Annotated in this window: 10 protein-coding genes and 1 other RNA gene; 10 read left to right on the forward strand and 1 reads right to left on the reverse strand. The window is 41.3% G+C overall.

The genetic code is table 11. The features are described from left to right. Window positions 1-99 precede the first annotated feature (99 nt). From rho to AC1DOK_RS18375, 10 genes are all read left to right on the forward strand, one after another. Window positions 100-1,410 carry a transcription termination factor Rho gene (gene rho / locus AC1DOK_RS18330; RefSeq protein ID WP_477555754.1) on the forward strand — a complete coding sequence of 437 codons (1,311 nt, stop codon included), beginning with the start codon at window positions 100-102 and terminating at the stop codon, window positions 1,408-1,410. A gap of 15 nt (window positions 1,411-1,425) precedes the next feature. Continuing rightward, window positions 1,426-2,676 (forward strand): radical SAM family protein, encoded by a 1,251-nt coding sequence (locus AC1DOK_RS18335; protein ID WP_477555755.1) that lies wholly within the window; start codon window positions 1,426-1,428, stop codon window positions 2,674-2,676. 131 nt (window positions 2,677-2,807) lie between these two features. Next, on the forward strand, window positions 2,808-3,005 hold the full coding sequence (gene rpmE, locus AC1DOK_RS18340; RefSeq protein WP_477555756.1) for a 50S ribosomal protein L31: 198 nt from the start codon (window positions 2,808-2,810) through the stop codon (window positions 3,003-3,005). A 189-nt stretch (window positions 3,006-3,194) separates the two neighbouring features. Then, window positions 3,195-3,459, forward strand: an RNA gene (gene ffs / locus AC1DOK_RS18345) — signal recognition particle sRNA large type. Between the two features lie 188 nt (window positions 3,460-3,647). Further along, window positions 3,648-5,078, forward strand: coding sequence for an ATP-binding protein (locus AC1DOK_RS18350; protein WP_477555757.1), 1,431 nt, complete (start codon window positions 3,648-3,650; stop codon window positions 5,076-5,078). A gap of 67 nt (window positions 5,079-5,145) precedes the next feature. Next, window positions 5,146-6,918, forward strand: coding sequence for a DNA polymerase III subunit gamma/tau (gene dnaX, locus AC1DOK_RS18355; protein ID WP_477555758.1), 1,773 nt, complete (start codon window positions 5,146-5,148; stop codon window positions 6,916-6,918). 51 nt (window positions 6,919-6,969) lie between these two features. Beyond that, window positions 6,970-7,281 carry a YbaB/EbfC family nucleoid-associated protein gene (locus tag AC1DOK_RS18360; RefSeq protein ID WP_477555759.1) on the forward strand — a complete coding sequence of 104 codons (312 nt, stop codon included), beginning with the start codon at window positions 6,970-6,972 and terminating at the stop codon, window positions 7,279-7,281. Between the two features lie 190 nt (window positions 7,282-7,471). Beyond that, a complete protein-coding gene (recR, locus tag AC1DOK_RS18365) occupies window positions 7,472-8,068 on the forward strand; it encodes a recombination mediator RecR (RefSeq protein ID WP_477555760.1) in 597 nt (198 codons plus the stop codon). Between the two features lie 192 nt (window positions 8,069-8,260). Next, a complete protein-coding gene (locus tag AC1DOK_RS18370; RefSeq protein WP_477555761.1) occupies window positions 8,261-8,524 on the forward strand; it encodes a DUF2508 family protein in 264 nt (87 codons plus the stop codon). Next, window positions 8,521-8,787 (forward strand): pro-sigmaK processing inhibitor BofA family protein, encoded by a 267-nt coding sequence (locus AC1DOK_RS18375; protein WP_477555762.1) that lies wholly within the window; start codon window positions 8,521-8,523, stop codon window positions 8,785-8,787. Before AC1DOK_RS18370 ends, AC1DOK_RS18375 begins: the two co-directional genes overlap by 4 nt. Window positions 8,788-8,867: 80 nt before the next feature. Here AC1DOK_RS18375 and AC1DOK_RS18380 read toward each other — a convergent pair. Continuing rightward, the coding region (locus tag AC1DOK_RS18380; protein ID WP_477555763.1) for a hypothetical protein at window positions 8,868-9,064 on the reverse strand (197 nt) is incomplete at its 5' end.

A 9,064-nucleotide genomic window follows, 5' to 3' on the forward strand; every position in this document is an offset into this window, starting at 1 on the left:
AAATTACATGAACTGCGGTCAAACTAAGTAGTATTTCTATAGAGCGGTAAATTGAGATGAAATATAATAATAAGAAAAAGTGTGGTGATCAACCGAACCATGGATATGAATTTAGGTGAGCTAGAAACACAGAAACTAACGGAGCTTTATAAACTTGCAAAAAAATATCAAATTCCGTATTACGGCCAAATGAAGAAGAAAGAACTCATTTTTGCTATCTTAAGAGCCCAGGCTGAGCATGGGGGTCTCATGTTTATGCAGGGCGTATTAGAAATTTTGCCTGAGGGATTTGGTTTCCTTCGACCGATAAACTATTTACCTAGTGCAGAAGATATTTATATCTCCGCATCACAAATTCGTAAATTTGATTTGAGAAGCGGAGACATGGTCTCAGGTAAGTGTCGACCACCTAAAGAGAATGAGCGTTATTTTGGATTGCTACATGTAGAAGCGGTTAATGGAGAAAGTCCAGATACTGCTGCTGAACGGTTACACTTCCCTGCACTTACACCTTTGTACCCACAAGTTAGAATTACACTAGAAACGACTCCTAATAAGCTATCAACACGTATTATGGATATGCTTGCACCTGTTGGCCTTGGACAACGTGGACTGATTGTGGCTCCGCCCAAAGCAGGTAAAACGTTGCTGCTTAAAGAAATCGCTAACTCCATTTCTACTAATTATCCTGATATTGAATTGTTTGTTCTACTAATCGATGAGCGACCTGAAGAAGTAACTGACATGCAGCGTTTTGTCAAAGGTGAGGTTGTCGCTTCGACATTTGATGAATTGCCTGAGAATCACATCAAGGTAGCAGAGCTTGTACTTGAACGGGCACAACGCCTAGTTGAGTCTAAGAAAGATGTTGTTATCTTACTCGATAGTATTACACGTTTAGCAAGAGCTTATAACTTAGTAGTTCCTCCATCCGGACGTACGTTATCAGGTGGTATTGATCCTGGAGCTTTCCACCGTCCTAAGCGTTTCTTCGGTGCAGCTAGAAATATCGAAGAAGGCGGATCTTTAACGATTCTTGCAACTGCGCTAGTTGAAACAGGATCACGTATGGATGATGTGATTTATGAAGAATTTAAAGGTACTGGTAATTTAGAGCTTCATCTGGATCGTAAGTTAGCAGAACGTCGCATTTTCCCATCTATCGACATCCGTCGTTCAGGAACACGTCATGAAGAGCTGCTTCTTGGTAAGGAAGAGCTTGAGAAGGTGTGGACGCTACGTAAAGGCATGATTGATTCGAACGAATATATGGAAGCCTTAATTAAGAAATTAGGGAATACCAAAACAAACCAAGAGTTCTTAGATAGCTTGGAAACAATTAAAGGCTCTGGCAATGGCGTAAGCGTATCACGTGGCAGAGAAAGCAGAGTAACAGGTACGTTGAAATAAAGGAGCATCATGAGCATGAACTTGGTATTTGCAGATCAAACCGGGCAGGTGTATGACCACCCCGATTATATAGCGTTAGCACGAAGTGCAGATATGATCGTTGAGATTATGGATGATGAACTAATCCCATTGCCTCAAGGAGCAACGCTCGTATCCTTACCGTTTACAGAGGCAGTCGGAATGAATCCCGTTACTGGAGCAATGGAACGATTAAGTGGCATGCAGGCAGTCGGTGCTTTGCTGCCCCAAGGATACACTCGGCTACTTGTGCCGAGTTATGTCAAAACAGATCGAACCAAGCTATTTCCTTTGTTTGGATACACAGCAGTGGTTTGGAAGGATAACGGATTTTATGTTGCCGCTCATTCCACTGATGATCCTGAGCTATGGGATCCTCGTAATTGTGATTTGGGTGAACTCGAACTTGGCGTCAAAAGACTTCGTGAGCAATATCCGGACAATCGGTTATTTACGCACTTATCCAATTGTGCGCTCGAATACGAGTGTCTCACTGCCTCTAACACATTCCTTGGTAGGTGGGAAGGTTCTGTTCCGGTCTCTAGCTCTTGTAATGCAGGCTGTTTCGGTTGCATCTCAGAGCAGCCAGACGATAGTGGATTCCCTTCTCCTCAGACGCGAATGGACTTTAAACCAACTGTTGAAGAGCTTGTTGAGGTTATGCTTGAACATCTCAAAACTCCAAAGAGTATTGTATCATTCGGACAAGGCTGTGAGGGAGAACCATCGACACAGGCTAGAATTATTATTCCTGCGATGCAGGAAGTGCGTCGTCAAACAAAATTAGGGTACATTAATATTAATACGAATGCAGGTTTAACTGATTTCATTCGTGGCATCGTAGACGCAGGTCTTGATTTAATGCGTGTTAGTACGATTTCAGCGCTGGATGACCATTATAACGCGTATTATAGACCACGTGGTTATACACTTGAGAATGTGGCGAAATCACTTCGTTACGCTGCAGAGAAGGGTGTATATACATCAATTAATTATCTTGTTTTTCCTGGGGTTACAGATAGGGAAGAAGAAATCGAGGCAATGATTGAGTTCGTACGTAAGACTGATTTGAAATTAATTCAAATGCGCAACTTGAATATTGACCCTGAGAGCTATCTCTCTCTAATTCCGAAAGCTCAGGGAGAAGTACTCGGGATGAAACAAATGATCGAAATTTTTCAGGAAGAATTACCAAATGTCAAAATTGGTTCTTACACCCACACGCCAGATTTTTTTATGAGTAAGTAATCAAGTAACGATTGCTTTCGTCTAACTAAGAAATGGTATTGCGTTATTATTGTTTTGCATGATATAATGCTATCATGTGTCAATTTAACTCTGGGCCGCATAATGGTTCAGGGCGGAAAGAGGTGAACGTAATGAAAGAGGCTATTCATCCGAACTATAATATTACTAACGTGACTTGTGCATGTGGTAGTACATTCGAGGCTGGTTCTGTTAAAGAGAACCTTCGCGTAGAAATTTGCTCGAACTGCCATCCGTTCTATACTGGAAAGCAGAAGTTTATCGATGTTGGCGGTCGTGTCGATCGTTTCAAGAAGAAATACGGTATTTAATTATTTGCATAATAGAACCTTCCTTATCGCGGCTAAAGCCAGTCTCGTACATTCGTGCGAACACGCTACGCTGTGATTTGGGAGGTTTTTTGCGATTTTATGTTAATTATTGGATATGTGATCAAAAAATGATTGGATATTGTATCCACTAGTTGATATTTGTCCAACTATCCGCTATACTTAGTTTTGCCGTGCTAGACGGGGAGGTAGCGGTGTCCTGTAACTCGCAATCCGCTATAGCGGGGTTGAATTCCTGTTAGAGATCTTGTAGATGTAGGGTCCGCCCTTTACACGTGGTGTTGAGAGTCGGGTCCTTCGCAATGAATGCCTATGAACCCGGTCAGGTCCGGAAGGAAGCAGCCGTAAGTAGGATTATTCATGTGCCGAAGGGTTACCTGATTTGAGCTAACGATAAAGGTCCGCTTATGTCGCAAGAACAATAACAGGTGCACGGCTAATTTACTAAGTAAATATAGGTTTTACTATTAAGTCGATAACTCGTTATGAACCATTTAACGAAAAATCGGCTTTTTTTGTTTATTTTTGGAAATATTAGCAGGAAATTAAATAGTTTTAACGAATTAAGTTTTTTAAAGATTACAGATCTATCGTTTAAGCGCGCCTAAGGGGGCTGTGATATAGATGACAAATATAGACTGTACAAATGATTTACATGATGTTAATCATTATTGGAATTTATATTTCATGTATCCGATGATTTTGGTTAACGTCGAGAAGTCGGTTACTTTATACAATCACAGCTTTGTAACTCTGCTGGGATATAAAGAAGATCAATTGACGAATAAACCTATAGACGAAATCGTCCAGTTTGATGTGTCTACATCAGCAGTCTTTGAGAATGCCCATAAGCAGGCTTCTGAGTTTTCTTTGCACAATTCTCGTATTGCATACGCTACGTCAATCTCAGATCAGAAAATCCCTATGGAATACTTCGTTATTAACATAAAAGGTCAATCACAAGCTTACATGATTGTGTTTCGTCAGATAGAAGAGGCTGCACAGAACCTGTTTCAGCGCTTTTCCAAAACATTCTTACAAGATGTGAATCTAGGCGTTATCCTGATTAATTCTGAATACTGTCTGGTTGAAATTAGTGAGATGGCCTGCAAAATTCTCGGTCTCGAAAAAGATGAAATTGTAGGTAAATCAATGGAAGTGGTGTTTGCTTCTGTTCCAATCGAATACCAATTAGTACAAAGAACCTTACTTGATGGCATTATTGTGCGCAATCACGCTGTGTCATGGACCAATAATCAGAAGCGGTATGAGCTATTGCTTGATTCTAATGTTCTTCGGGATGATGATGGCAGAATAGTAGGTGCTTATCTTTTCTTTAAAGATGTAACCAATCTTCGGTCACTAGAAGAGCAGGTTCAGCGAAGCGATCGACTTTCGATGATCGGTCAGATTGCTGCTGGAACGGCACATGAAATTCGCAATCCGCTTACTTCTATCAAGGGTTTTCTTCAATTGTTCCGGAATTCATTCAAAGGAAGGGGAATGGTGCGAGAGCAGGGATATGTGGATTTGATGCTAGCTGAAATTACCCGTGTTAATGAATTACTGAATGAATTTCTGATGTTATCTAAACCTAAGAATGTGAAGTATCAACCAACTAATATTTCTCATGTATTGCTTAATATTCTCCCAATTATTCAAGGTGAGGCACTTCTACATACAGTCCAGCTTGAGTATATTCCACATCCTAACTTACCGCTTGTAGTAGCTGATAAAGAAATGCTCAAGCAAGTATTTCTGAATATTTGCAAGAATGGCATCGAAGCAATGACAGATGGAGGGGGCACACTGACGGTTACAGAGAAAGTTGATCAAGATGAACGGTATGTTTGGATTGAAATCCATGACTCAGGTCCGGGCATTCCAAGCTACGTTATGGATAAGATATTTGATCCCTTTTTCACTACGAAGGATAATGGCACAGGACTTGGATTATCGGTATGTCAGCGCATCATTCATGATGTAGGTGGCAGTATTCGAGTAGCTTCTAAGGGATTTGGTACCTCTTTTACAATCTGTATTCCATATCAGTGACTTCCCTACGCGTCCTTTCTTTGGTATGATCGAGGAAGGAATTTATTAGGATTAGAGTGAGGAGAATATGGCACATATTGCGTTATACCGTACATGGCGTTCGCGAACGTTCAGCGAAGTAATCGGACAGAAGCATATCACACAAACTTTACAAAATTCGCTTCGAGAAAATCGTTTATCGCATGCCTATTTGTTCACTGGACCTAGAGGTACAGGTAAAACGAGTACAGCGAAAATATTAGCTAGAGCAGTCAATTGCGAGAATGGACCGGCTGAAGAGCCATGCAATGAGTGTTCAGCTTGCTTGCGAATGTTGGAAGGTACACTCATGGATGTCGTGGAAATTGATGCTGCATCTAATAATGGTGTAGATGAAATTCGCGATTTGCGTGATAAAGTGAAGTATGCACCGACAGAGGTTCGTTGCAAAATATATATTATTGATGAGGTTCACATGCTTTCGCAAGGGGCTTTTAATGCGTTCTTGAAGACATTAGAGGAACCGCCGCAGCATGTTATTTTTATTCTAGCAACTACTGACCCGCAGAAAATACCAGCAACGATTCTTTCGCGCTGTCAACGTTTTGACTTCAAACGTGTATCTCTTGAGGATCAAGTACATTGGCTTCGTTACGTGTGTGAGCAAGAGAAGCTTGAAGCTGAGGATGAAGCTTTGCATTATATTGCAAGGCTATCTGATGGGGGCATGAGGGATGCTATTAGTTTGCTCGATCAGGTATCCTCTTTTAGTGTCGACCGGATCACAATTGATGATGTTCTTGCTATGACTGGTGGATTACCGTCTGAAAGTTATGAGCAACTAATCGAAACTGTGCAGAAGCAAGATGTAAGTGAAGCCCTGCAACTTGTTGATCGATTCATGCAGGAAGGTAAGAGTGCTGATAAATTTATAGAAGGCTTTATCCATTTTATCCGCGATTTACTGTTAATTAAATTAATGCCGGAACAAAGTATACTTGTTGAACAAATTTTTGATGCTAAGCGGCTTCAAGCATTGGCTACGGATTTCTCTTCGAGTGAATTGATGCAAATGATTGATGTACTTAATCATTATCAAGGAGAAATGAAATTCGCTGCACAGCCGCAACTCATGCTTGAAATTGCTGTCATGCGTTTATGTACGGCCAAGAATGATCCAAGAAACATTGGTATTGCTAGTGCGACTTCTACCGTGTCTCCTACAGCCGAACCACATGGGCATGGAGCACAAGGTCAGGATACCTCTGAACTTAATCAGCGCATTCAGCGTATGGAGGAACAGCTTAATCAGTTGCTCCAAGGCGGAGCAGGAAGCGTTAATAGCGCTCCTCGCGGCAGTTCAATAGGCGTGCCGTCACGCGCTGCTTCAACAGGTGGCCGGACGTCATCAGCTACTCGGACGAAAGTTCAGCTCGATCGATTTATCAATGGGGTAACTAGCGCTGATTTCCGAGCTGCGGCTGCCAAGTGGAGTCAAGTACTTAGCTCTGTTAAGGAACGTAAGATAACTGTGCATGCTTGGCTTGTAGATGGCGAGCCTGTATCGTATGATAGTGATACGCTACTTGTTATTTTCCGTAGCGGTATGCACCGGGATACAACCGAGAAGCCTGCTAACAAAGGGGTCATTGAGCAGGTTATGCAAGAAGTGCTCGGTAAGCCTGTTAGATTACTCACTGCAATGGTCAAAGACTGGCAAGATGCGCAGACCGTTTCAAATCCTCCGCCTGCTGAGGACCTTCTTCTAGAAGCTCCTGATGACTCAGCCGGAGAGAAAGCTCACGTTGATGAAGCGTTGAAGCTTTTTGGTGAAGATTTGGTTGTATTTAAAGAAGACTAATTGGGTACGACAACGTTATATCGAAACTAAGATAACAAAGGAGAACTAACAATGAACAATATGAATCAAATGATGAAGCAAGTAAAAAAAATGCAACAACAAATGGTGAAAGCACAAGAAGAGCTTGGTAGTCGCGAATTCGAAGGTTCTGCTGGCGGCGGTGTTGTTACTGTTACAGTGAGCGGTCATAAGAAGGTTCTTGCTGTTGCAATTAAGCCAGAAGCAGTTGATCCAGATGACGTAGAAATGCTTCAAGACCTTGTACTAACAGCTATTAACGACGCTTTGACGAAGGCTGAAGAAACAAGCTCACAAGAAATGGGTAAATTCACAGGTGGTATGAATCTTCCTGGATTGTTCTAATCACTTGGTTTTATAGATACAATAGAATCTAACAATTAAATCTAGTATTAATTTAAGAAACGGACTCGTTGCATTAAGAAGACGAATCCGTTTCTTCTTGAAATATATAGTATATAGAACCGCTTTCGTCCTTGAATAGGAGTCAAAGGTGGTTCTACATATAGCCTCACATAGAAAAAGGTGAAACACAGTGTATTATCCTGAACCGATATCCAAATTGATCGATGCTTTTTCACGCTTACCTGGCGTGGGTCCCAAAACGGCTGGACGGCTTGCGTTCCATGTCATTCGCATGAAAGAAGAGGATGTCGTCGATTTTGCCAAATCGTTAATTAATGTCAAAAGAAACTTACACTATTGCTCTATTTGCTGCAATATAACGGATATTGATCCTTGTCGTATTTGCCAAGATAAAACACGTGATGCTTCTGTGATCTGCGTGGTCCAAGAATCTAAAGATCTTGTTGCGATGGAACGCACCAAAGAATTCCCAGGGTACTACCATGTGCTTCATGGAGCTATATCTCCTATGGAGGGGATCGGTCCCGATCAGATACATGTAGCTGAATTACTCAAACGTCTCGGTGACGAGAAGGTGCAGGAACTTATCCTGGCAACGAATCCGAACATTGAGGGCGAAGCAACAGCTATGTATTTATCTCGGTTAGTCAAAGGTTTTGGTCTTAAAGTAACTCGTATTGCTCATGGTCTGCCAGTTGGTGGAGATCTGGAGTATGCAGATGAGGTCACATTATCCAAAGCGCTTGAAGGTAGACGTGAATTATAATGTATGGAACAAGAAGGAGCCGAGAGGCTCTTTTTTTGTTTTTACACAAGCATTGTTAAACAATTACTTCGTCACCAGACAATTCGTTATTCGTAATTCCTGAAACTGCTAGTTCTTAAAAACTATGATTCTCAATATCTATAGAGTAGGACGAGTTTCTTAGAATAAGGATGAGTAGTAGGTGATAATAGGATGAACTGGCGAAAAAACCGAATAAGAAGCAAACTACTAAATGAACAGCGGAGTGAAGCGCAGCTATTGAAAGAGGAAATTCAAAAAGCCCATCATGATTGGGTTACAGCCCAGTATATGTTCGACAATGTCGTTGATCCAGATGAGATCGATCATATTATCTACTTAATGAATGCAGCTGAGATAAAGTATATGACGTTATATAAACGAGCTAAACAGTATTATAAATTTCAACAGGATAGTCTGAGGAGTGATGTAACATGAAAACGGTAATGTGGGGACTATTATTCATCTCTTCTGCAGGTTTGTTGTATCAGTTGTTTACAAATCGTAGTAAAGTTGGACGTGCGTTATCGCGGTTTGCTTTGCATATAGTGATAGGAGCTATTGTTCTAATTGGGATCAATTTATTCGCAGATTACACTCATCTAACACTACCGATAAACCTAGTGACATTAGGGGTTATAGGACTATTAGGGTTGCCGGGAGTTGTTCTGCTCGGGGCTCTGAAATTTGTCCTAGTCTAGCATCCCTATAACTACTGTAATATTTTGGCTTGGCTCTATAGAGCCAAAAGGGTTGACTTCAAAATTACATCTGTGTTATCTTATTTAAGTCGCCGCTGAACAACACGGCAACACACGAGAAATACAGCAACAAATTGTCCTTTGAAAACTGAACAACGAGTGAAGAAATACAAGAGGTTATTAACCTCAAAACGTTGAGAGAACGAGCGCTTCGGCGTAAGTGATTGAGACAAGCTAGCAAGAAATTTTGAGCAATCAGCTCTAATTATAGCAAGTC

The organism is Paenibacillus sp. P5_B5, from assembly GCF_056400365.1.